Origin of the sequence: Shewanella metallivivens (genome assembly GCF_028750675.1) — a bacterium.
GTDB classification, from domain to species: Bacteria; Pseudomonadota; Gammaproteobacteria; order Enterobacterales; family Shewanellaceae; genus Shewanella; species Shewanella metallivivens.
This window is the reverse complement of record NZ_JAQQPZ010000001.1, coordinates 374,574-396,153: the sequence shown is the minus strand read 5'-3', so window position 1 is coordinate 396,153 and position 21,580 is coordinate 374,574. Positions and strand designations below refer to the sequence as shown.

Below are 21,580 nucleotides of genomic sequence, written 5' to 3'. Positions count from 1 at the left end.
ATATATGCCCAAACAACCTGAAGATGCTCGATTTCAGCAAGAATTTACACGCGTTTAGACAAGGCATTGATTGTGGGTAATGGTTATTCCTTTTCCAAAATTAATAACGCAGCATCAACACGCCTAGTATTGAAAATACGCTGAAGCTCTGAAACACGTATCTTCAAGTTCATTAGGTATAAACATTTCATTTACATTAGGTAACACATTTTCAAGCCAGTGCCCTTGTCATCGCGCGCTGGCTTGATCCATTATGCTGATCCGAAAATATAAAAACGATAATCAGGATAGAGCATGAAACGATGGTTTCCTTTTTGCGCTGTTGCGCTGCTCAGTGCATGCAATGGTGACGATGCCCCCACTACGACAGCCATTTCTCAAGTCGCCCCCATTTCAGTTAGTTTCGATGAACAACGCTTTAGAGATGATATTAAAACCTTGTCATCAGACAAGTTTGAAGGCCGAGCACCCACCACCCTTGGCGAAAAGCTCACGCTGGATTATTTATCTGCAGCATTTAAAGAAATGGGTCTATCAGGTGCTGTCAATGGCCACTATTTACAAGCTGTGCCGATGGTGAGCTATACCGCCAGTGAACATCAGCAAGTCAATTTTGCGGGAATTGATTTGCAATATCGCAAAGATATCGTACTTGGCAGCCGACACGATAACGGCCAAGTGAGCATTAATGATGCTCCGCTGGTTTTTGTTGGTTACGGCATCAACGCACCTGAATATAATTGGAACGATTACCAAGACATCGACATGAAAGGTAAGATTGCTGTCATATTGGTAAACGATCCCGGTTTTGCGCATCCCGATGAACAAAAATTTAATGGCAAAGCCATGACCTATTACGGGCGCTGGAGTTATAAATTTGAAGAAGCCAGCAGACAAGGAGCCCTTGGCGCCATTATTATTCATGACACTAAGCCAGCCTCTTACCCTTGGTCTGTGGTTGAAAACAGCTGGACCGGACCTCAACAAGATTTAGTGCTCGCTAAAGCGCAACAAGATGCTCGAGTACAAGTTGAAGGTTGGATAACATTAGACAGCGCTATGCGTTTATTTGACCAAGCCGGCTTGTCGCTCAGCGCATTAGTGGACCGCGCTGCCGACAGTGCATTAAACGTTGATTTAGCGCAAACCGCCTCCATTAAATTTGCTAATAAAGCTGACTACGCAGACAGCTACAACGTTGTAGCAACCTTAGCAGGTAGTAGCCAAGCAGATGAACACATTGTGTTTACCGCCCATTGGGATCACATCGGTAAAGATGACAGCAAAGAAGGTGACCAAATCTACAATGGCGCGTTAGATAACGCCTCTGGCACCGCAGGCATTTTGGAAATTGCCCGTCAATTTGCTGAGCAAGCTAACGCTGGTCATGGTCTTAAACGTTCGTTGACCTTTATCGCCACCACAGGAGAAGAGCAAGGCTTACTCGGCTCACGCTACTACGCAGCAAACCCTATTTACCCCATCGATAAAACGGTCGCAGTATTTAATCTCGACAGCACTAATATCTTTGGTAAAACCAAAGATTATACCATCGTAGGTAAAGGCCAATCTGAATTGGAAATGTATTTAGAGCAAGCTGCCGCGACCCAAAATAGAGTGACCACAGCAGAAAGCAATCCAGCATCAGGCGGTTTTTTTCGTTCAGATCACTTTAGCTTTGCAAAATTAGGTGTTCCTGCAGTATTTGCCGGTGGTGGCGCCGAGCCGCTCGATGAAGCCACCGCGCAATACAAAGCAGCCATGAGCGACACCATGAAAGGCTGTTACCACAATGTGTGCGATCATTATCGAGCTGAATGGGACTTATCGGGCGCTCTACAAGATTTAGCCGTTTATTACCAAGCAGCACAATTGCTTGGTAATAATCAACATTGGCCAGGGTATTATGCCGCGTCAGAATTTCACCCATTACGCCCAGCTAAATAACGTATTCCTTCCCACCCAAGGATTTGCCCATCAACTTGTTGATGGGCTTTTTTATGGCTTTTATGCACACATTTCATGCACAAATGTTGTGCATAAAATGTGTTCGTATGCGACTCAACGTGCTGCTTATACACAAAGCAAAACCAAGGCTCTAGCCTATTTGCTCAAATAAACAGCAAACGCACTCAATCAGTGCAACTGTGCATTTATTTAAATTGCATTGTTGAATCGTAAAAATCTTGACGATATAAACAAGATAATTATCAATTCATCAATAAAATGAACATTTAATTAAACAAAGCTCACTCAAAACCAAAATGAATGAAGATTAAATCATTAAAAAGACCATATTTATGGGGTTATCTCAAAAAACTAACTTGGCAGTTAACAAAAATGCTGGCAAAGTAGCAAACAGATAAAGATTAGCCAACGCTGCTGGAGCCGTATTATGTGTTCAATATTCTCAATTTTAGATATCAAATCTGATGCAAGCCAACTACGCCAAGTTGCCTTAGAAATGTCAAAGTTATTACGTCATCGCGGACCTGATTGGTCTGGCATTTATGCAGACGACAAAGCGATTTTAGCGCATGAACGTTTAGCCATCGTTGACGTAGACCACGGCGCACAACCGCTAATCAGCCAAGATGGCAACATCGTACTTGCTGTAAACGGTGAAATTTATAACCACAAGCAATTAAAAGCTCAACTGGGTGATAAATACCAATATCAAACAAACTCAGATTGTGAAGTCATCCTGTCGCTTTACCAAGAATACGGTTGCGACTTTTTAGACAAACTCAACGGTATTTTTGCTTTTGTGTTGTACGACAAAGCTAAAGGCACTTACTTAATTGGTCGTGATCACATTGGTATTATCCCGCTTTACACTGGCTTTGATGCATCGGGTAACTTTTACGTGGCTTCAGAAATGAAAGCACTGATGCCAGTGTGCAAAACAGTAGAAGAGTTTTTACCTGGTCAGTACCTATACTCAGCTGATGATAAACCAACTCATTACTACCAACGAGACTGGAAAGCATTCGATGCAGTTAAAGATAACCCTGCCAGTGTTGAAGAGTTACGTGACGCGCTAGAAGCCGCGGTAAAACGTCAGTTAATGTCAGATGTGCCTTATGGTGTACTTTTATCAGGTGGATTAGACTCATCTGTGATATCAGCAATCACCCAAACTTATGCTAAACACCGTATTGAAAACGATGGCGAAACTGGCGCATGGTGGCCACAACTTCACTCATTTGCGGTCGGTTTAGCCGAATCTCCAGACTTAGTTGCCGCGCAAAAAGTAGCGGATGCCATTGGCACCATTCACCACCCTATTATCTATACGTTCCAAGAGGGTTTAGATGCCATTAAAGAAGTGATTTATCACTTAGAAACTTACGATGTCACCACCATTCGTGCCGCCACCCCAATGTACTTAATGGCACGTAAAATCAAAGCCATGGGCATTAAAATGGTATTGTCTGGAGAAGGTGCCGATGAATTGTTTGGTGGTTACTTATACTTCCATAAAGCACCAAACGCACAAGCTTTCCATGAAGAATTGGTGCGTAAATTAGACAAACTACACTTATTTGACTGCTTACGTGCTAACAAAGCCATGGCAGCCTGGGGACTTGAAGCCCGTGTTCCATTTTTAGATAAAGAATTTATCGACGTGGCCATGCGCCTAAACCCAGAAGCGAAAATGTCTAAAGACGGCCGTATTGAGAAACATATTTTACGCGAAGCATTTGAACACAAATTACCGAAAGAAGTGGTATGGCGTCAAAAAGAGCAGTTTAGTGATGGTGTGGGCTACTCTTGGATTGACGGCTTAAAAGAACATGCTGCGGCTAACGTGGATGACGTACAATTTGCTAACGCTAAATTCCGGTTCCCATACAACACGCCAGAGTCGAAAGAAGCCTACTTCTACCGCAGTTTCTTTGAAGAGTTCTTCCCGTTAGCCAGTGCGGCTGAAACAGTACCTGGCGGTAAAACCGTCGCTTGCTCTACCCCAGAAGCACTATTATGGGACGCCAGCTTACAAGGCATTAACGACCCATCAGGCCGTGCAGTTAAAAACGTTCACGCTAGCGCCTATTAATTGCAAGTTGCCTCATAAACACCACCTTAATCGGTGGTGTTTTTGTTTATACTAGGCCTGTTGATTCAATCCAGTTAACTGGGCTTTTTGAAATACATTGACGATCCTAAGTTCAGCTTGAGCATTAAAAAGAGAACCATACCAATGCCACAGATCAGTATTTATCATTTAGAAATGACAGACCGTAGTCAATTCAATCCCAAGCATCAATCGAACGGATTAACGCTTATCGAAGCCAAGGTTAAACAATATGAGTTTAATCGATTTCTATATCAGTTTGTGGGGGCAGCATGGGAGTGGACCGATAAACTCACGTGGACAGACAGTCAATGGCAAGTTTATAGCGAAGCCAGTAACCTGTATCTATATGTTGGTTATGTCGATGGGTCGCCAGCAGGTTATTTTGAATTACAGCAGCAAGAAGATGGCAATGTCGAAATCATGTACTTTGGTCTAGGACAGCGCTTTATTGGTCAAGGGTATGGCGGCTATCTACTCACTAAAGCCATTGAACATGCCTGGGCGTTACCCGATACCCGAAGAGTGTGGGTGCATACCTGTTCGTTAGACCATCCAAGTGCATTGCAAAACTATCAAGCCCGTGGGTTTACTCTGTTTAGAACCGATATTGAAACGCAAACCCACTAACGATTTTTACAGGCTATAGCGCGTTGTTGCATAATCGCTATCAACGCGCTTTTTTGTTGATCGTTCATCGAATGCCAAGCCAAAATCTCATCTAACGAGCGACGACACCCTAAACACATATCGTTACTGTCTAAGCAACAATGTCTCACACAAGGCGTTTCAACTGTGGGTTTATTCTGACCATACGGCATATTCATTACCATTTACGTCCGTGAAATGAAAACGTCTACCCCCCGGAAAACTAAAAACATCACGGCTAATCAAACCACCCGCGTGGGTAATTGCAGCTTGTGTCGCCAATAAGTCATGGCTGTACAGCACAATCAATGGGCAGCCGCTCGCCAACGTAAACGAACTGGATGATTGATAAAAACCACCGTCAATACCCACCTGTAAAAAACAGCTGTAATCTGGGCCGTAGTCCTGAAATGTCCAACCAAACACTTGGCTAAAAAAGGTTTTAGTGGCCAGCACATTTTAACCGGTATTTCTAAATAATTAATCTTGTTGTGCTGGCTCATCATCACCTCTGTTAAATTGAATTAAACACTGTATCAATGGCGAGCAGTGGATTTGCGGGTTTTATAGCCGACTTATTGCACCAGCGCAGCAATCGCGCCAATCAATCCACCAAAAACACCACCCCATACCACTAACCAACCTAAATGGGTTTTAATCATATCTTGAACAATCTGCTTAACCAGTTCAGGGGTTAATTCATTTAAACGCTGTTCGACAATGTTAGCCACTTTAGCCTGCATATCGGCCATCACACTCGGTTGCTCAAGCTCATTAACTAAAATAGCGTTAAATTGGTCGCTTTGCGCGAGCTCGACCAAAGATTGTTTCATTTTTTCAATAAAAGGCTCTTTAAGCGGAACTAACGCTTCGGTGCCGCCAAACATCGCCAGCATGCCACCAAATGACGACTTTTCGATGGTATCAACCAGCGCGTCAAATGAAGGGGCTAAATCAATTTTTTCAATCACTGGCGTTAAATCAATACTACTGGCACTGTTACCCGTTAAAAAACGATCAATATTTTCTTGAGTAAAAAATTGCTGCATCATTAAATGTTGAATACCAGCCTTAAACTCTTCAAAACGCGACGGCACAACACCTGAGCCATATAAACCTGGCACTTTTTCAAACAGCATATGAATGGCCAACCAGTTGGTCATTGCACCCGACAAGGCAAATAAACCAATGGTCAACACAATTTGTTGCCCTAACCCATAACCAACCAATACAAAAATGGCTGCTATTAAATTTGTCGCTACGCTCTTGTTCAATCTTTGTTCCTTAACATTATCTCGCCTCTGTTACCGGCTCACACCTTAAAGGGTAAACCCTGATAGAGGACACAAAAAAACCTCGACCATTTTATCAGAAAATAAACCGAGGTTCGTAGCTTGTTTTGATGACGAGTTAATTTAAGCCGTTAAGCCGAACAGAGCGCTTTTATATGTTGTGCTTCAAAGTGATTAATCAATAAAACCCCTGTACTTTGAGCAAGTTGTTCTGCCTTTTGATACATTAACTCGGCGACATCAGTTTGTTGATATTCAGGCACAACATAAACATCTTCGAGGTACCACACCGGAGATAATAATAAAGAAGAAAAAGAAGGATAAAGCTGTGTAAAACCCACCATCACGTCATCTTTTATACAGACAAAGATCATGGTGTCATTTTCAGCTAAACGATGACTTAAAAAAGCATGACAAGCGGAGTAATCAGCTGGCTGATTAAGTTGTTGCCGATACAAATCAAAAAGTTGACTCAGTGGTGCTAGATCAGTGCTCGAAGCGAGACGAATTTGCATTAATCATCCTTGAAAGTAGTCATAACAGCAGCCGAGCTTACTGTACATTAAGTTAACAAGCGGATTACCAGTTACATACCAATAAACTATTACACCAACTAGGCGTGTTTCGCAAACAGATAACGGCTACCGCACTAAAGATAAACCTATTAATTACATAAACTTAAAATTAATCATTAACAATTTAGCATCATTAAAGAGCAAAGTAAATTAATCTGTTTGGGTTATAAAATAATCCTCTGATTTCATTTTATTTGTTATTATAGACCATTGTGACCCTGCATTGATCAAGATAACTTCCCTATGACATCTTTTATTACCCCAATTCGCACCCATTTTAAGCGTCGCCCAACCTATCAAAAATGGTTATTGGGGCTCGTAATCATGTATTTACTGTTGTGCGCCATTTTAGGCGGTTTAATTCCGGCTATAGCAAAGCAACAATTGCCGCAACAGTTAGGTGAAATACTCGGACGTCATGTCATAGTGCAAGACATTCGCATTAACCCCTTTACCACAGAACTCACAGTGACTGGATTTGCGATTAATGAACAAAGTAATGACACTCAATTTGTCAGTTTTGAGCGTTTATACGCTAATTTACAAGTCTGGCAATCAATTCGACTCATGGGGCTAGTATTAGAAGATGTGGTGCTAGAGCAACCTAACATTCGAGTTGTTCGTCATCGAGATGACCAACATGATGTCTTTAACTTCAGTGATATTTTAGAGCGCATAGCCAATGACAGTCGTGCGCAACAAGCTGAGCAGCAACCGCAAACGGCTGCGATGTTATCAATGCGCATGGCAAATATTCAGCTTATACAAGGCTCGTTCACCTTAGATGACCAAGTAACCGACACCTTGATTAGCTATCCCAACATTCAATTTAAACTCAGTCAATTTGATAGTATTTTGGCTGCCATTGATGACCAGCAAGACTTAGTGAATCAATTTAACATCGCCATTGAAGATCAGTACCAAGGCGGGTTAAACCTACAAGGTCAACTGCAATTATCGCCCTTAATGCTTCAAGGCGATATCAATGTCGCTAATATCGACCTATCACGCTACTGGTCATTTATTGACCACCTATTTGCAATAAATTTAGCTCAAGGACAATTGAGCGTTAATGGGCATTATAACATTGCACTACAAGATGCAGCTCTGGCCCCAATAAGTGACATTAAGATTAGCCGGGCTAGGATCATCATTGAAAATGTTAAAGCCCTTCATCAGCAAGATGAAAAAATATCGATTGGTGTTTTGGCGATAAATAACATCAATATTGATACCCCAAAACAACACGTGACCATTGATGAGCTTTACACCAAAAAGGGGAAGATTAACCTCAACATCACGCCAACAGGCGCTGATTTAGCCGCTTTGTTACTCCCTAAAAACACTGAATTAGTCAGCAACACTGATAATAGCACTACAGCAACTCATTCAACCAACAGCGAAGACAGTGCCGCCCAAGCAAAATCAACGCAGCCGGTCTCGCAAGACCAGCCATGGTTAGTCACCCTAAATAAACTCAAACTCGACGAGTATCAAATTACCTTAGGCGAAGGGATTGCGAGCGACAACATCATCATTTGGCAGCTTGGGCCTCTGAATGTCAGCACGGGTAAAATGATGTCAGATTTTTCAAACCCTATTGATTACCAATTCTCAACCGGCATTAACGAACAAAGTCAATTAAGTGCTAACGGTCAAATTGATGTATTAGCCCAAAGCATTAATGCCGAAATCGACTTTAATAATATGCTACTGACTCGCTTGCAGCCATACATTGCCCCTTATATTAATGTCACCGTTAAAGATGGTGTATTTTCAACAAAAGGGACATTAACGGCAGATGCTAACGACAACTTAATTTACCAAGGCCAAGCTCAAATAGCACAACTCGACATTACAGACAATGTGCTCAAACAACCTTTATTAAATTGGGAAAGTATGGATATAAACCAGCTGTCCTATGACCGTAAACAAGCAAAAATTGATATTGATGAGATTAATTTTGACAGCCTGTTTAGCCGCTTGATTATTGCTGCAGATAGAAGCACGAATATCAGCCAGTTAATTCATGACAATGCCCCTGCACCAACAATAGGCAAGCTAGAAACCCAAAAAAACAAGCCTCAATCGGCCAGTGCTGCGACACAAGAGACATCAAAAGCGAATACCGACACGGCAGAAATGCAGCTCAACATTAATCGAATAGGCTTTAAAGACAGCTCAGCATTCTTTGCAGATAACTCACTCACACCCAACTTTGCTTCAGGTATTGAGTTACTCAATGGTGACATCACCAATTTATCTTCAAACCCGCAAACAACTGCATCAGTAGATTTAGCAGGTAAAATTGATAAATATGCCCCTGTTACGTTAAAAGGCGATGTTAACCCTTTACTAGAGCATCCGTATTTGGACTTAAACCTCAACTTTAAAAAAGTTGAGCTGACATCGGTTAACCCATATTCAGGCACCTATGCAGGGTATTACATTGACAAAGGCCAACTTTCATTAGATTTAAACTACCAATTAAAAGACAGTGCCCTGATTGGCAGCAACCACCTTGTCATTGACCAACTAAAACTGGGTAAACGCAGTAATAGTGAAGAAGCCACAAGTTTGCCGGTTAGCCTTGCCGTTGCATTATTGCAAGACCGTCACGGTGTCATCGACTTAGGTGTTGATGTGGCTGGCAACATTGACTCTCCGAGCTTTAGCTTTGGTAGCATTATCATTAATGCACTGGGTAACGTCATCACCAAAGTTGTGACCTCACCTTTTTCATTTATAGCCGGCCTTGTAGGCAGCGAAGAAGCCATCGATAAAGTCAATTTTGATCCTGGTGTCAGTAACATTGAACACCAACAACAGTTAACGTTAGACAAACTCGCCAGCGCATTAATTGAAAGACCCTTACTGAACCTCAATATTAAAGGCAGTGTTGATGTTGCCAACGACCAACCTGCCCTAGCTGAACTTAAACTTCACAAAAAGCTCGCCAAAACCGCAGCCATAAAGCCCCGCAACTTGCCAAAACATTTGTCGGCAAGTCAATTCCCAACATCAGGGCCATTAACCGATGCGCTTTATTTATTGGTTGAACAAGAGTTGGGCCAATTGCCTAGCGACATCAAACAAACCTTAATGACAGAAACGCCAGAACTCAGCTCAGAAGAATTGCTCACTCGCTGGCATATTAGCTTGTACAATATGTTGAAAAACAATCAACAAGTGAGTGCCGACGACCTAGGCTTGCTTGCCCAAGCACGTGCCCGTGCCGTAAAAGCGTATTTAGTAGAGCAAGGCCAAATCGATGCAGGTAACGTTTTTGTGCTTGAAAGCCGAATAAACACCAATCAAAATGCATCAGTTGCGATGTTAGAGCTTCAAGCAAAATAGTTAAGCCCTGTTAACCAGAACTCACTTCGAGTAGACTGCGGCTAATTTTTTTTAACCCGTTATCCAAAAAGTAACGGGGTTATCATAATATTGATTAAGGATAGATATGTTTATTATTCGCTGGATTTTAGGTCGAATGATTTTGTTATTAAATTTTGTATTTGCCCCAAAAAAACGTCAACGCCCACCAGAGCAACAGGATATTATCGACCAACAAACACAATCATTAGCGTTATATCAATATGCTGCATGTCCATTTTGTGTAAAAGTGCGCCGTGAAATGCGTCGTCAAAATTTGAACATTAACCTCGTTGATGCAAAACAAGCGCGACATAAAGCCATATTGACTGCTGAAGGCGGCAAGTTACAAGTGCCCTGTTTACGCATAGAGCAAGACGGTCAAACTCAATGGCTATATGAATCAAAGGCCATTACCACGTACCTAAACAAGCGCTTTGCTTAACATCTTGTTTGGCAATAATGAAGCCGTAGTGATTGCGGCTTAACATTGTAAATACCATCTTTAAGTAAATTTACCCGAGTAAAGGCTATCTTCTGCAAGGTTGCTTAAGGTATGATTTATTGCATTATTTTTGATTTTAGGGGATATCAGTGTTTAAAACTTGCTTAGTTATTTGTAGTGCAGTGTTGTTGAGTGCGTGCAGCTCAAGCCCACCGGACCCGATGGACTTTGCTGGCCAATTTCGTGACAGCTTTAGCACACAAATTAAAGGCGATGGGATTAAACTCTTTACTTATAAGGCGAAACTCGCAACAGTAACCGACCGTGCCCTGCCCAATGATCAGCCTCATGAACAACGTGTAACGCGTCGTAAACAAGATTTACAGAGTTATCTCGCTGAACAACGTAATGCAGAAAAACGCCTCGAACTGTGGCATCAACAAGTGGATATAGGGTTACAAAAAACTATTGAAATGAGCGGTTACTGCAAAAACGGTTTTATTGAATTGAGTCGATATGTTGAAACCGATCGCGCTGAAATACGTGGTGAATGTAACGACGGTGCCACCGAAAAAGACATTAAAAAGTTTGCCCGATAAGACCAACGCGGTTTTATCACCATTGATAGCGCTAACGAGTCAGGTAAACTCTTTTTGATAAACTGCTGTATACTCCCCAGCAATTACGCTAAAATTAGCCTCCAATTTTCTCGTGAAGCCGCCGATGGCAATTAGACCAGCGTCTTCTCGTTTTGATAAGCCATTTATCTTCTGAAATGATATGAATAGTTTGTCGTTTACACAGTAAGAAGTCAGATGAATAGAAAGCAAGAGATGATCAAAAAGTTGGCCAAGCGTGCTAAGGCGCGTAAAAACAAAGTTGTGCCATCTAACCCAAGCAGCAAACCTGTTGAGCGTTATATTTCTAAAGCTGAGCGTGAAAAAATCGCGTTGGCTGCAGCAGAACAAGCCGCTGCCAATAACGAAACCGATGCACCAGCGCAAGACGTTACTGATACGCCCGAAACGGCAGACAAAAAGTAGCTTACTCGCCGCGACAAAAAAGCCCCTATCACGTCACTCGTCATAGGGGCTTGTTGATTTAAGTAACCTTATACCCATTACTCTTTGTTTGCCTTAGCATCTTGTTGGGCTAACTGCTTACACAAAGGCTCTTCATCTAACTGTCCCATTTGGGTTCGTCCTGACGTAGGTAAAGGCGCGGCGACCATATCAATATTCATTGCATCATCTTCTAACAGCTTTTTGTTAGCATCAACGGAGACAACACTTTGATGGCTAATTTTATCAACAAGGCGATACGCACACAGTATACCAACAACACCAAAAATAACCGCACCAATAACTTGCCCAATAAGCACCCCGTAAACGCCACCCCATTGTGCGCCAAAATACACAAAAGGAATGGTACCAATGGTCGCTTTACCCACATTAAATAAAGTTGAATACTTAGCTTTACCTAAATTATTAAACGAGGCGTTAGCAATAAATAAAATCCCCGAGAAAATAAAGAACACCGCAATATACTGACAGAAGAACAAAATCAACTCTGCAGCATCCCCTTTCATATCAAAGCTAGTTACAATCACACCTCGCAGCCAAAAGAGTATCAACGACATGGCTAACACATACACTACACAAAATTGAATCGCCTTGGTTAAACTCAAGCGCACACGCTCAAACTCATTTGCGCCGAAATTTTGCCCAACGATAGGCCCTACTGCGCCAGACAAGGCAAAAATCATCCCAAAACTGACCGGAATAAGTCGGCCTAACACCGCCCAACCAGCCACATAACTGTCACCAAAATCTGCAATGGCACGGGTTACCACCGCATTACCTATTGGCGTGGCCACATTGGTTAACATCGCCGGTGCCGCAATTGAAAATATCACCCCTAAATCTTGTTTAAACTCCAACCATGAAAATCGGCCCATTAACTTGTGCTTAACCACCACACCACGAGCAGAAATGATAAACACCGCGATACGAGCCAAAACAGATGCTGCCGCCGCACCTTCGATTCCCATCGCTAACGTAAAAATAAAGATAGGGTCGAGCACCGCATTAACACCGCCTCCAGCCAGTGTCGACATCATTGACAATTTTGCATCACCTACTGCTCGTAGCGCGCCACCTAATGCCATTGCTAAGCAAATAAACGGTAATGAAGGGATCAATATGGTTAAGTAACTTTGTGCCAGCTCAGCGGTTCGCCCTGTCGCGCCAACTAAAGCCAATAACTCAGGAATAAAACTAAACACCACAATGGCCACCAGCACACTCGTAAACAAAGTCACTAATGCACTGTTTAAAAACAAACGCTTGGCCAGTTTAATATTTTTCGCGCCTACCGCCTTAGACACTAACGCTCCTAATGCAATCGACAGCCCAATCCCAATTGAAGTGGTAAAAAATGAAATAGTACTGGCATAACCCGCAGCAGCAGCCAATTCAACTTCACCCAACAAACTTAAAAAGAAAATATCGAGTAAATCAACAACGAATAACGCCGAAATGCCGACCGCTGCGGTCGAACTCATCACCAATATATGACGTAAAATAGGCCCTTCAACAAATTTTGCTGTGGTCATGCTTATCCTTGAACAAAGTCACCCAGTAAAACTGTATCTGGGTGTTAAACGCTGGATGAAATAAAGCTGGGTGGTGTTTAAATCTAGAGTTTTTCTAACTCGCTGCCACAATGGTTACAATAATCAGCATCATTATCATGACCTTTTTTGCCACAATTACTGCACTTGCGTAAATCACGAGTTCTCACCATTTCGTGGGAGATTTCAGCAGTTAAAATCCCCGTGGGTATGGCAATTATCGAATAACCAATCAACATGGTTAATGCCGCTATGCCCTGGCCTAACGGCGTTTGTGGCGTAATGTCACCATAACCGACAGTCGTAATCGTGACGACGGTCCAATACATGGATTTAGGAATAGAAGTAAAGCCATTATTTGGCCCTTCAACCACATACATAATCACACTGAGCACCATGATAATAAGGCTGACCGAAAAGAAAAACATAAACACTTTACGGCTCGACTGGACCATGGCTTTTAATAACAAATTGCCATCGCTTAAATAGCGTAATAGCTTTAATACTCTAAATACCCGGAACAAACGCAGCACTCGCAGCGCTAAGGCCACGTTTGCGCCAGGAAAAATTAAGCCTAAATAACTGGGTAAAATCGACACTAAATCGACAATACCAAAAAAACTGCGAGCATAATGTAACCGATTAAGCGAACAGTATAATCGCAATATGTACTCAACGGTAAACAATACCGTAAAGCTCCATTCAGCGATACTAATTAACTGTCCATATTGCTCATTAATATGCTCAATAGTGTCAATAAAGATCAACAGCACACTCAACACAATGCATATCATCAAAATAATATCGAAACGTTTACCTTGCGGTGTTTCAGTACCAAAAATGACACTTCGTAATTGTTGTTTAAACGGATTATCCGCTTTTTCTTCAGTATTCATTTCAGATTTCGCTATATTTAGGCAATCTTTTGGGTGAACTTGCAAAAATCTTGCAAATAAACTCGGTTAACTAATATCAATTAACCCTTGATGTCGTTAAAATCTAACATTGACTGTCGAGTTTTAACATTCTGAATCAGTCATTTTACAATAAAAATTAAAATGGTCATTGGTTTACGGAGATTTCATGCGCGCCCTGTCTACAGTATTTATGCTTTTATTGTGTTGTCCACTTTGGGCAAATGCTTCATCGTCGCAATCGTTACACGCTAAAGTAGATTTAGTCGTTGTCAATAAATCAGAGTCGCGTTTATCCGTATTACGCGAAGGTAAAGTGGTTAAAAGTTACCTCATTGCCATGGGCGATGTACCACAAGGACATAAACTTAAAGAAGGCGATCAGCGCACACCACAAGGCCGTTACACCTTAGATTACAAAAAATCAGACAGTGCGTTTTATAAATCGATTCATATTTCATATCCTAACGAAGAAGACAAATTACGCGCGGACGCACTCGGCATTCCTGCCGGTGGCATGATCATGATCCACGGTGAAAACCCTCGTTCCCCTTTACCGCCTGAAGAAGCACAAAAATACAACTGGACCAATGGTTGTATTGCGGTCACCAACAAAGAAATGGACGAGCTTTGGCAAATGATTGATGCCGGCACCCCAATTGAGATTTGGCCATAACCACTTTCGTTTTACGCTATAAATTGTTTGAGTGTGCACATGAACTACCAACATCTACAACAAACCTGGGCTGACTTTAGCAGGCGGATAACTGCCTTTGTTGAGCAGCTAGGATTAGACCGTTTATCTTTACAGGCCGATCACGCCGCATTGCGGGTTAATAATGACCAAACGGCGCAGTTACTTGCCGATGAATTTAGCCAATATGGCGAGATTATTTCAAATAACATGATTAATGGCAGACCCATTTTAATCATCAAGTTAACTGAGCCATTAGTGATGGGTAAAATGCAGATTAACTGCGTTGAGCTGCCCTTTCCCTCAGATAAAGCTTACCCGGTTGAAGGTTGGGAGCATATTGAGTTGGTGTTTCCATCACAAGCGCAAACCTGTGAAGCCCTTGTTGCTGAGCTAATTGAACAAGCACCACAATTGGCCAGCATCATAGATAATGCTCAAGCTGGGGTTGGAAAGATTAACGTGAAACAGAGTTCACCTAAAGGTGATAACGAGCGTTTAGCCAACCCAACCATCGCATTTAAAGCCAATGGCATTTGCGTAAAAGTGCATCCGCATGATATTCAAACTATTATCGCCAGCGAACAATAAATGCATCGCCTCATAAGTCATGCATTGTAGATTCAATCTGCGTTACATATTTAATGTTACCCATTCAACGTCTATTTTTATGTTTAATTAAAAATCGTAGTGCAAGGTAATGTAATAGAGGTAGCGCAGTATACGCGAGTAATATTGAATCAAAAAAGAATATCCATTTTACGATTAGCCACTTCTCTATTCCACTGCACAAACGGTGACCTAAAAACGCAATACATTCACCTTCTGGCGTCATCAACATCATAATGGCAATAACAAAAATAACCACGAAGATGGATGAGCGTTTAGCCATTTCAACGATAAGCGCTTTACTTGGTTTTACTTTAATCAACATTGAGCTTCATTTAATCAATGAATCTGGTCATAAACAGACTATTAGGATCAGCCTGATAATCTGCAAATGGGCCGCAATATTCAAAGCCATGACGTTGATACAATCGTCTTGCGGGTGCAAAAAAATCCATCGAGCCAGTTTCTAAACTCAACTGCTGATAACCTCGACGTTTTGCCTCTCTGAGCAAATGCAACAACAATGCTGTCGCCACCCCTTGGTTTCTTGCCGCTGCAGATGTACGCATAGACTTGATTTCGCCATGGGTATTGTTGAGCTCTTTTATCGCGACACAACCTATCACCTCGCCTTGTCGCTTTGCACACCAAAACGTAATACTGGGGTGGCTTAATGCGTCGATATCTAATGCATGCACACTTTCGGGTGGTGAAGTAGCATACATGTCCGCTAAATGTGCTTGTAATAATTCAATCACACCAGCGTCTTGTAAATCATCCAGCAAAATGTCCATTAACTAACATTCCTTTTATATTTAGAATTATCGTTAAGCATTAACCCATGACTAAAGTACAACTTATTATTTACACTGAATCTCAGCTTTTAACCAAGGATGATCAATAGCAGTCACCCCGCCTAAAAAAATCCCACCATCTGTTTTACCTTTGTTTTCATCGACGACATCATAGCCATTAGGGCATAATTCATCGGCTCTCGTTTGCCAAAACAAATTAAGCATTTCAATTGAGGTTGTGCCATTGCCATAATATTCTACAAGGAAATGCTTTTCACCCAACACTTTGTCTTTATATCCACCAGACCAGGTGTAAGCTTGATAACCCGTTGCACAACCGCTTAGTAATATACATCCTGTCATTAATCCTAAAAACTTCATATATCTTCATCCCTCGCACGATGTAAAAGCTTATGAAAAACACAGGATAAGTTAACCGATTATTTTACTGTCAGCTATCAATTAAATACTTGGTTTTGACATTAAGACTTACTTTTATAATTAACCAATAACCACCTGGTTTTCTTTGTCTAAACCTTGACCCATCACAGCACGACTTTCGAGTCTACGTAAACCAAGTAAAAATAGCGTTCCCATCATCACCACGCTGGCCGAAACATATAAACCCATATCATAATTGCCAAAGTATTCGGCTAAATAGCCCGTCGGAACAGGCGCAATAATTTGTGCTGCGCCATAGAATAAAGTCATCGTGCCCATAAACTTGGCGGGGTTACTGGGATAAAACTTACCCGCCATGGTTAACACTAAACTGACGCAGGCGATGAAGGTGCCGCCAAAACATAACGCACTGATAATCACCACGGTTAAGCTGTCGTTCATCACAGGCAGAATAATCCCCACGGCTTGCAAACAATAAGCACCTAATAACGCCTTTACATAACCCGTTTTACGCGCAATTCTATCCCACACTAATGCGGCAGGCGTGGCAGCAATACCAATTAACAAAAAAGCTAAACTGCCCTGGCCTTGTAATCCCTCTGTGCGCTCGACAATATCGACGATAAAGGTTGAGCTAACCACATAGCCATAACCGGCACAAAAATAGGCTAGCATCATGAGTAACTTAAATTCGCGGCTGGGTGGATTATCATTAGCAACCTCTCCTTGCTGCTCACCGGCTGAGGGATGCGGCATCCACCACCATGCAGGAATAGAAACCACAACAGCCAGCAGCGCTAGGGCCAGCCATTGCTGCTGCCAATCAGCCGACAAGCCGAGCATTAACTCGAACAGCAATGAAGTGATAACAATGCTTAGGCCGGCACCCGCAAAGTGGATCCCTAATTCGGCGCGATGATTGTGTCTTACCAGCCACTTTAAGATAAGACCTGAAGCAATGATAAATCCGCCAGAGGCACAACCCCCTGCTATAAAACGTAATATTGCCCAAGTTATAATATCGGTCGTCATCACCATGGCAGCAGAAGTCACCACACTCAAGAGTAAATAAACACGGTGTAAATTATATTTATAATGCAGATTATGCATGCTCGCCGCCACAAAGACGCCAAACATATAGCCCATAAAATTAGTGGTCGCCAACCAACCACCTCCGGACTCAGTTAAACCAGCACTGTCCTGCATTATGGGTAATAGCAAACTATAGGAAAATCGTGCCACCCCAACAGTGACGATTAAGCTGCAAATACCTGCAAAATAAACACGAAAAGCGGTCAATTCCTTTAACATTTCCTTCCGCCTAATCGAAAAATGATTAACAAACAATACGTCAACCTGCTAATGTTAAAAATTGAATTATTTTGAAGCAAAACTTCTTAAATTGAGAACCATATGGAAATGTTAATACTCAAAACCTTTAAAGCCGTGGTCGATGAACAAGGCATTAAAGGGGCGGCAGATAAACTCAATACCGTGCAGTCCAATATCACTAATAGGATTAAAAAGCTCGAAGCAGAACTCGACACGAAACTGTTCACACTGAATGGCAGAAAACTGCAACTAACCCCAAACGGGCAACAACTATACGATTACGCAGGGCAAATATTGTTATTACAGCATCAAGCTATTTCTGCTATTTCCCGTAATAAAGACACTTACGAGTTACGTGTTGGAATGCCCGAAACATTTGCCGCCGTACACATGCCTTTAGCGCTTAAACAACTTAAGCTCAACCATGCTGAAATTCGCACTAAGATTCATACCGACACCAGCGAAAGGTTAGTGTTTTCGGTGTTAAATAATAAAGTCGATTGCGCTGCAATTGGCAATGCTCCTCAACATGAAAATCTGGTAGTGATCCCAATCGTTAAAGAAGAATTAATCATGGTGACACCGCGAGACAGCGAATATGACCCTGTATTATTGGTTAGAGATGAAGGCTGCGGTTACCGACAACATGCCATGCTGTGGCGACAACAAGCTGGTCGAGGCAATGATGAACTCATGATAATGAGTAGTGCAGATGGCGTATTAGGCTGCATTGCTGCAGGATTAGGTTATACCATTATTGGTAAAAATATGGTGGCCGGCAGCCGTTATGAAAAATCATTGGTTATGACACCTGTAAGTCATGGCCCTAAACATGTTCAGTTGTCCATTGTTTATCGTAAAGACAGCCCATTAGAATCTGGTATTTTAACCCTAGCCACCTTGCTGACAAAATAGCTTAACCTTATTGTCCACACCGAAGCGAACCTCAAGAGTGTCAACATGACCATAACGGTGTCATTTTTACACCATCGAATACTGTCTACATGACAAAGTATGTTTTCAACAAAACAATAAACCACTGATAAATAAGCATTTAAAGTGTTGGCACGACACCTGCAATAACATCGTTATCAGATAAGGATTTTACTTTTTAACGATTAACGTTTAATTATTACAGGTGTAAATATGACTATTCACATTAAAAACAATATCAATTGGGTTGGCCAACGCGACTGGGAAATTCTTGACTTTCATGGCACTGAATATAAAACCACCAAGGGCACCAGTTACAACAGTTACCTTATCCGTGAGCAAAAAAATGTCCTAATCGATACTGTAGACCATCGTTTCAGTCTGCAATTTATTCAAAACCTTGAAATGGAAATTGATCTTAATCTCATTGATTATATTGTCATTAACCATGCTGAAGAAGATCACTCTGGCGCATTGGCCGCACTCATGGCAAAAATCCCTAATACTCCAATTTATTGTACCGAAAATGCCATCGACTCTATTACCGGCTTGCATCACCACCCTGAATGGAACTTCAATATTGTCAAAACTGGCGATAGCCTAGATATCGGTAACGGTAAACAATTGGTCTTCATCGAAACCCCAATGTTGCACTGGCCAGACAGTATGATGACCTATTTAACTCAAGATGCCGTGCTATTTAGTAACGATGCTTTTGGTCAGCATTATTGCGATGAACGCTTGTTTAATGATGAAGTTGACCAGATTGAATTAATGGATCAATGCTTACGCTATTATTCCAATATTTTAACCCCGTTTAGTGCACTGGTAACCGCTAAAATTAACGAGGTTTTAGGCTTTAACCTGCCTGTTGATATGATTGCCACCGCCCATGGCGTGGTGTGGCGTGACAACCCAACACAGATCATTCATCAGTATTTGCAATGGGCTGATAACTACCAAGAAGACCGCATCACTATTTTCTACGACTCAATGTCTAACAACACCCGCTTGATGGCTGATGCCATTGCCCAGGGGATCCATGATGTTGACCCTGGCGTTTCTGTTAAAGTGTTTAATGTGGCGCGCCACGACAAAAATGACATTCTTGCTAATGTGTTCCGCTCAAAAGGGATTTTGGTCGGCTCATCAACCATGAATAATGTCATGATGCCAAAAGTGGCTGGCATGCTAGAAGAAATCACCGGATTACGTTTTAAAGATAAAAAAGCCGGTGCATTTGGCAGCTACGGCTGGAATGGCGGTGCAGTAGACCGCATTCACACTCGCCTAACCGACGCCGGTTTTGAAACCACTGTCGGCCTAAAAGCCAAATGGAAACCCGACGGAAAAGCCATGCGCGAATGCCGTGAACATGGCCGCCAAATCGCTAAAAGTTGGGCGTTACATGATCTCAGTAATGTCGATTCAATTTCATCTTCTCTTAACCCAAATCAAGCGGTTAAATCTACAGTATCTATCGCACCTGCAGTCCAAACATCATGTGCTACAACCTCTAACGATACACAAGACATGCTATGTACCGTGTGTAACTGGGTATATCAACCCGTATTAGGCGAGCCAAACCAAGATGTGCAGCCGGGAACGCCTTGGAGCGAAGTACCAGACTTTTTCCTTTGTCCAGATTGTGGTTTAGGTAAAGAGGTATTTACACCGGTTGCACAGAGGAAAGCATCATGAATGCACCTATCATCATTATTGGCAGTGGCTTTGGTTCATATCAATTGATTAAAACCATTAGACGCACAAATACACAACAACCGATTACCGTTTTTACCCTTGATGAGGGCCATGATTACAATAAACCAGATTTAAGCCATGTATTTAGTCACCAGCAAACCAGTAACGATTTAATTCGCCAATCAGCTCAAGAGTTTGCTGCACAGTACAACATTACTTTGCATGCCTTAACGCGAGTAGACAGCATCGATAGCCAACAACAACGCGTGTGGGTTAACGATGTCGCCTATCCTTACTCACAATTAGTGTTGGCGACTGGAGCCAAAACATTTGTTCCGCCTATGCAAGGTAACGCCACCCATAACGTGATGACGTTAAACAGCTTGCAAGAGTTTGCCAGCGCGCAACAGCAATTGCATGAGGCGAAGCGGGTAATGTTGATTGGCGCAGGGCTGATAGGTACCGAAATCGCAATGGATTTAAGTCACAGTGGCAAACATGTGGTGGTGGTCGACCCAAGTAAAGGCGTAATGACGAACATGTTGCCCGACCTTATCGCCTCTGCGCTGCAAACTAAGCTAACTGAGGCCGGTGTAAAATTTGAGTTTAGCCAAACGGTCACTGCACTTAATCAAAATGAGTCTACGATGTGTGCCACGCTGAGCTCTGGCACAACCCATGATATCGATTGCGTCATTTCGGCAGCGGGATTAAAGCCGAATGTGGCCCTAGCGACACAAACAGGCCTTGAAGTTAACAATGGCATCGTGGTTAATCATCAACTGCAAACCTCTGTGAATAACATTTACGCGTTAGGCGATTGCGCCGAAATCAATGGCAAAGTGATGTCGTACTTACAACCCATTTTGTTAAGCGCCAATGCTCTGGCAAAAACCTTATTAGGCCAACCCACAACGTTAAGTTTACCAGCGATGCTAGTTAAGGTTAAAACACCACAAATGCCCATTCAATTAGGTGGCAACACGGTTAAGGGGGTGTCATCTTGGCAGGTAGACATTGACGCAAATGGCTGTTCAGTTAAAGCCTTTAACGAGCAAAAACAAATTATTGGCTTTGTGGTCACCCAAGGGCATATGAACAACACGTTCCCGTTACTCAGGGCTTTACCCGCAAACTTTTAACCTATATTTAAATC

The 21,580-nt window shown here is 42.2% G+C and carries 21 protein-coding genes and 1 pseudogene; 12 read left to right on the top strand and 10 right to left on the bottom strand.

The genetic code is table 11. The annotated features are described in order from the left end of the window. Positions 1-294: 294 nt before the first annotated feature. The 3 genes from PQR79_RS01665 (at position 295) to PQR79_RS01655 (ending at position 4,708) form a co-directional block, all read left to right on the top strand. On the top strand, positions 295-1,947 hold the full coding sequence (locus PQR79_RS01665; protein ID WP_238103415.1) for a M28 family metallopeptidase: 1,653 nt from the start codon (positions 295-297) through the stop codon (positions 1,945-1,947). Between the two features lie 448 nt (positions 1,948-2,395). Next, complete coding sequence (gene asnB / locus PQR79_RS01660) at positions 2,396-4,060, top strand: asparagine synthase B (RefSeq protein WP_238103414.1); 1,665 nt, start codon at positions 2,396-2,398, stop codon at positions 4,058-4,060. Positions 4,061-4,204: 144 nt separating this feature from the next. Beyond that, positions 4,205-4,708 (top strand): GNAT family N-acetyltransferase, encoded by a 504-nt coding sequence (locus tag PQR79_RS01655; RefSeq protein WP_238103413.1) that lies wholly within the window; start codon positions 4,205-4,207, stop codon positions 4,706-4,708. Here the strand turns inward: PQR79_RS01655 and PQR79_RS01650 are convergent. The 4 genes and pseudogenes from PQR79_RS01650 to PQR79_RS01635 form a co-directional block, all read right to left on the bottom strand. Continuing rightward, positions 4,705-4,899 carry a DUF1289 domain-containing protein gene (locus PQR79_RS01650; protein WP_372940316.1) on the bottom strand — a complete coding sequence of 65 codons (195 nt, stop codon included), beginning with the start codon at positions 4,897-4,899 and terminating at the stop codon, positions 4,705-4,707. The genes PQR79_RS01655 and PQR79_RS01650 overlap by 4 nt on opposite strands. After that, a pseudogene (locus tag PQR79_RS01645) lies at positions 4,880-5,229 on the bottom strand (VOC family protein). The gene PQR79_RS01650 and the pseudogene PQR79_RS01645 overlap by 20 nt, the downstream one beginning before the upstream one ends. Positions 5,230-5,301: 72 nt before the next feature. Continuing rightward, a complete protein-coding gene (locus tag PQR79_RS01640; RefSeq protein ID WP_238103411.1) occupies positions 5,302-6,000 on the bottom strand; it encodes a DUF445 domain-containing protein in 699 nt (232 codons plus the stop codon). Between the two features lie 149 nt (positions 6,001-6,149). Then, a complete protein-coding gene (locus PQR79_RS01635; protein WP_238103410.1) occupies positions 6,150-6,533 on the bottom strand; it encodes a GNAT family N-acetyltransferase in 384 nt (127 codons plus the stop codon). 303 nt (positions 6,534-6,836) lie between these two features. Between PQR79_RS01635 and PQR79_RS01630 the strand changes: the two genes are divergently transcribed. From PQR79_RS01630 to PQR79_RS01615, 4 genes are all read left to right on the top strand, one after another. Continuing rightward, entirely contained in the window at positions 6,837-9,950 is a 3,114-nt protein-coding gene (locus PQR79_RS01630; RefSeq protein WP_274408363.1) for a DUF748 domain-containing protein, read from the top strand. Positions 9,951-10,056: 106 nt separating this feature from the next. Further along, the gene (locus tag PQR79_RS01625) at positions 10,057-10,413 is read left to right on the top strand and encodes a glutaredoxin family protein (RefSeq protein ID WP_238103407.1); all 357 of its coding nucleotides are present in this window, start codon (positions 10,057-10,059) and stop codon (positions 10,411-10,413) included. A 149-nt stretch (positions 10,414-10,562) separates the two neighbouring features. Continuing rightward, on the top strand, positions 10,563-11,012 hold the full coding sequence (locus PQR79_RS01620) for a hypothetical protein (protein WP_274408362.1): 450 nt from the start codon (positions 10,563-10,565) through the stop codon (positions 11,010-11,012). Positions 11,013-11,228: 216 nt separating this feature from the next. After that, positions 11,229-11,456 (top strand): DUF2986 domain-containing protein, encoded by a 228-nt coding sequence (locus PQR79_RS01615; protein ID WP_238103403.1) that lies wholly within the window; start codon positions 11,229-11,231, stop codon positions 11,454-11,456. Between the two features lie 77 nt (positions 11,457-11,533). Here PQR79_RS01615 and PQR79_RS01610 read toward each other — a convergent pair whose 3' ends face one another. Then, a complete protein-coding gene (locus PQR79_RS01610) occupies positions 11,534-13,027 on the bottom strand; it encodes an MATE family efflux transporter (RefSeq protein ID WP_238103401.1) in 1,494 nt (497 codons plus the stop codon). 83 nt (positions 13,028-13,110) lie between these two features. Further along, entirely contained in the window at positions 13,111-13,941 is an 831-nt protein-coding gene (locus PQR79_RS01605; protein WP_238103399.1) for an ion transporter, read from the bottom strand. 211 nt (positions 13,942-14,152) lie between these two features. Between PQR79_RS01605 and PQR79_RS01600 the strand changes: the two genes are divergently transcribed. Continuing rightward, positions 14,153-14,635 carry a L,D-transpeptidase family protein gene (locus tag PQR79_RS01600; protein WP_238104159.1) on the top strand — a complete coding sequence of 161 codons (483 nt, stop codon included), beginning with the start codon at positions 14,153-14,155 and terminating at the stop codon, positions 14,633-14,635. Between the two features lie 39 nt (positions 14,636-14,674). Beyond that, positions 14,675-15,244: a VOC family protein gene (locus tag PQR79_RS01595; protein WP_238103397.1), complete on the top strand. Its 570-nt coding sequence runs from the start codon at positions 14,675-14,677 to the stop codon at positions 15,242-15,244. Between the two features lie 64 nt (positions 15,245-15,308). Here PQR79_RS01595 and PQR79_RS01590 read toward each other — a convergent pair whose 3' ends face one another. The 4 genes from PQR79_RS01590 to PQR79_RS01575 form a co-directional block, all read right to left on the bottom strand. Further along, positions 15,309-15,587 (bottom strand): hypothetical protein, encoded by a 279-nt coding sequence (locus tag PQR79_RS01590; protein ID WP_238103395.1) that lies wholly within the window; start codon positions 15,585-15,587, stop codon positions 15,309-15,311. Positions 15,588-15,597: 10 nt separating this feature from the next. After that, positions 15,598-16,056 (bottom strand): GNAT family N-acetyltransferase, encoded by a 459-nt coding sequence (locus tag PQR79_RS01585; RefSeq protein WP_238103394.1) that lies wholly within the window; start codon positions 16,054-16,056, stop codon positions 15,598-15,600. A 66-nt stretch (positions 16,057-16,122) separates the two neighbouring features. Continuing rightward, a complete protein-coding gene (locus PQR79_RS01580) occupies positions 16,123-16,437 on the bottom strand; it encodes a hypothetical protein (protein ID WP_238103393.1) in 315 nt (104 codons plus the stop codon). 120 nt (positions 16,438-16,557) lie between these two features. After that, positions 16,558-17,769 carry a YbfB/YjiJ family MFS transporter gene (locus tag PQR79_RS01575; RefSeq protein WP_238103392.1) on the bottom strand — a complete coding sequence of 404 codons (1,212 nt, stop codon included), beginning with the start codon at positions 17,767-17,769 and terminating at the stop codon, positions 16,558-16,560. Between the two features lie 102 nt (positions 17,770-17,871). Here PQR79_RS01575 and PQR79_RS01570 point away from each other — a divergent pair, with 102 nt between their 5' ends. From PQR79_RS01570 to norW, 3 genes are all read left to right on the top strand, one after another. Beyond that, positions 17,872-18,705, top strand: coding sequence for a LysR family transcriptional regulator (locus tag PQR79_RS01570; RefSeq protein ID WP_238103391.1), 834 nt, complete (start codon positions 17,872-17,874; stop codon positions 18,703-18,705). A gap of 231 nt (positions 18,706-18,936) precedes the next feature. Further along, a complete protein-coding gene (norV, locus tag PQR79_RS01565) occupies positions 18,937-20,424 on the top strand; it encodes an anaerobic nitric oxide reductase flavorubredoxin (RefSeq protein WP_238103390.1) in 1,488 nt (495 codons plus the stop codon). Then, the gene (gene norW / locus PQR79_RS01560) at positions 20,421-21,566 is read left to right on the top strand and encodes an NADH:flavorubredoxin reductase NorW (RefSeq protein ID WP_238103389.1); all 1,146 of its coding nucleotides are present in this window, start codon (positions 20,421-20,423) and stop codon (positions 21,564-21,566) included. The genes norV and norW overlap by 4 nt, the downstream gene beginning before the upstream one ends. The last annotated feature ends 14 nt before the right edge of the window (positions 21,567-21,580 follow it).

Bases quoted from the DNA above. Each gene is read 5' to 3' on its own strand.
- PQR79_RS01590 (WP_238103395.1), bottom strand. From the start codon at position 15,587: ATGTTGATTAAAGTAAAACCAAGTAAAGCGCTTATCGTTGAAATGGCT.
- PQR79_RS01655 (WP_238103413.1), top strand. From the start codon at position 4,205: ATGCCACAGATCAGTATTTATCATTTAGAAATGACAGACCGTAGTCAA.
- PQR79_RS01595 (WP_238103397.1), top strand. From the start codon at position 14,675: ATGAACTACCAACATCTACAACAAACCTGGGCTGACTTTAGCAGGCGG.
- PQR79_RS01630 (WP_274408363.1), top strand. From the start codon at position 6,837: ATGACATCTTTTATTACCCCAATTCGCACCCATTTTAAGCGTCGCCCA.
- asnB (WP_238103414.1), top strand. From the start codon at position 2,396: ATGTGTTCAATATTCTCAATTTTAGATATCAAATCTGATGCAAGCCAA.
- PQR79_RS01665 (WP_238103415.1), top strand. From the start codon at position 295: ATGAAACGATGGTTTCCTTTTTGCGCTGTTGCGCTGCTCAGTGCATGC.
- norV (WP_238103390.1), top strand. From the start codon at position 18,937: ATGACTATTCACATTAAAAACAATATCAATTGGGTTGGCCAACGCGAC.
- PQR79_RS01650 (WP_372940316.1), bottom strand. From the start codon at position 4,899: ATGCCGTATGGTCAGAATAAACCCACAGTTGAAACGCCTTGTGTGAGA.
- PQR79_RS01605 (WP_238103399.1), bottom strand. From the start codon at position 13,941: ATGAATACTGAAGAAAAAGCGGATAATCCGTTTAAACAACAATTACGA.
- PQR79_RS01585 (WP_238103394.1), bottom strand. From the start codon at position 16,056: ATGGACATTTTGCTGGATGATTTACAAGACGCTGGTGTGATTGAATTA.
- PQR79_RS01625 (WP_238103407.1), top strand. From the start codon at position 10,057: ATGTTTATTATTCGCTGGATTTTAGGTCGAATGATTTTGTTATTAAAT.
- PQR79_RS01610 (WP_238103401.1), bottom strand. From the start codon at position 13,027: ATGACCACAGCAAAATTTGTTGAAGGGCCTATTTTACGTCATATATTG.
- PQR79_RS01615 (WP_238103403.1), top strand. From the start codon at position 11,229: ATGAATAGAAAGCAAGAGATGATCAAAAAGTTGGCCAAGCGTGCTAAG.
- PQR79_RS01575 (WP_238103392.1), bottom strand. From the start codon at position 17,769: ATGTTAAAGGAATTGACCGCTTTTCGTGTTTATTTTGCAGGTATTTGC.
- norW (WP_238103389.1), top strand. From the start codon at position 20,421: ATGAATGCACCTATCATCATTATTGGCAGTGGCTTTGGTTCATATCAA.
- PQR79_RS01600 (WP_238104159.1), top strand. From the start codon at position 14,153: ATGCTTTTATTGTGTTGTCCACTTTGGGCAAATGCTTCATCGTCGCAA.
- PQR79_RS01570 (WP_238103391.1), top strand. From the start codon at position 17,872: ATGGAAATGTTAATACTCAAAACCTTTAAAGCCGTGGTCGATGAACAA.
- PQR79_RS01580 (WP_238103393.1), bottom strand. From the start codon at position 16,437: ATGAAGTTTTTAGGATTAATGACAGGATGTATATTACTAAGCGGTTGT.
- PQR79_RS01635 (WP_238103410.1), bottom strand. From the start codon at position 6,533: ATGCAAATTCGTCTCGCTTCGAGCACTGATCTAGCACCACTGAGTCAA.